General features: G+C 70.7%; 1 protein-coding gene. It reads right to left on the reverse strand.

Annotated elements, in window-relative coordinates; genetic code table 11:
- Nucleotides 1-10: 10 nt before the first annotated feature.
- On the reverse strand, nt 11-1,256 hold a 1,246-nt coding region (locus DLJ58_RS21385; protein ID WP_148098002.1), incomplete at its 5' end, for a C39 family peptidase.

The raw sequence follows: 1,256 nt of genomic DNA on the forward strand, positions 1-1,256 counted from the left end.
AGGGACAGGGTTACCAGTTGGTGGAGCCGGGGACCTTGGGCCAGGGCTTTGTGATGGGCTTGATCAGGTACGCGATGCCGCCGGAGCCACCGGAGACGCCGCCGCTGGCGTTGGTGCGCTTGGTGCGCAGCCAGATCTGCTCGAACTGCGCACGCTTGTAGACGTTGCGCACCACGTCGTTGCTGGACGAGGCCGGGTCGTTGACGATCACGTCGCCGTCAGCGGTGAAGCCGACCACCACGAACAGGTGCCCGGAGGTGCCGTAGTTCGCCCCGTCCAGCTCGCTGGCGAGGAAGGACTGGCTGGTCACGACGGGGATGCCTGCGGCGATGAAACGCTCCAGCTCGTCCAGCGAGTGCAGCCGGGTCACCCGGCCCTCCAGCCCCGGGAAGCTGGCCGCGTACGCGGTGTTGAACGGCCAGTTGCCCGCGCCGTCGTACGCGTAGTCGTAGGTCATCCGCGCGGCGTGGTTGACCGTCGGGTCGGGGTAGGTCGGGTCCACCCAGGAGGTGTCGGCCGCCGACGGTTTGCGTCCCCAGTACTCGACCACCATCTCCGTCGAGGTGGGTGAGCACCACGCCTCGCCGCCGCCGTCGTACTCGGGGTAGTGCCCGGAGTGCACGTTCTGCGAATAGCGCGGCACCGGCAGTTCCCGGCCCCAGGCGATGTGTCCGGCGCTCGGCGGCACGGTGAACCGGTCCGGCACTGTGCTGCTCATCGCGCCCAGCATCCGGACCACCGGGGCGGCGCTCTGCCCGGGTGCGCGGTAGAGGGTCAGCTTGAGCTGGTACGACCGCAGCAGCACCCCGGCGGTGGCGTCGTCGATGCTGAAGGTGTCGGTCCAGATCGTCGACCAGGGGTCGCCCTGCCGGTTGACGCTGGTCCGCTTGATGTCGGTGTCGCCGGACGCCCAGCGACCCAGGACGTACCACGGAGTCTGGTCGCCGCTGGTGTAGCTGCCCTGCATCTCCACCTGGATCCAGGTGCCGGCGGGGGTCTCCGCGTTCCAGGAGGCGATCAGCTCGGTGGCGTCGAACCCGACCCGGGTCACCGGCGAGGTCCAGGTGCCGTACTCCCAGGTGCGGGTGGCGCCGGTGTGCGGGTCGGCGTACTCGATGGTGCCGGCCGGGCGGGCAAGGGTGACGCCCGCTCGGGCGCCGGGCACGACGCGGGTTCCGGCCCGGCTGCCCCGGTGCCAGTCGGCGGGCCCGGACCAGTCCTGGTAGGTGATCTGCTCGTCGTGGGCGGCGGCGGGC

This window comes from Micromonospora arida (assembly GCF_003857035.1).
Lineage (GTDB): Bacteria > Actinomycetota > Actinomycetes > Mycobacteriales > Micromonosporaceae > Micromonospora > Micromonospora arida.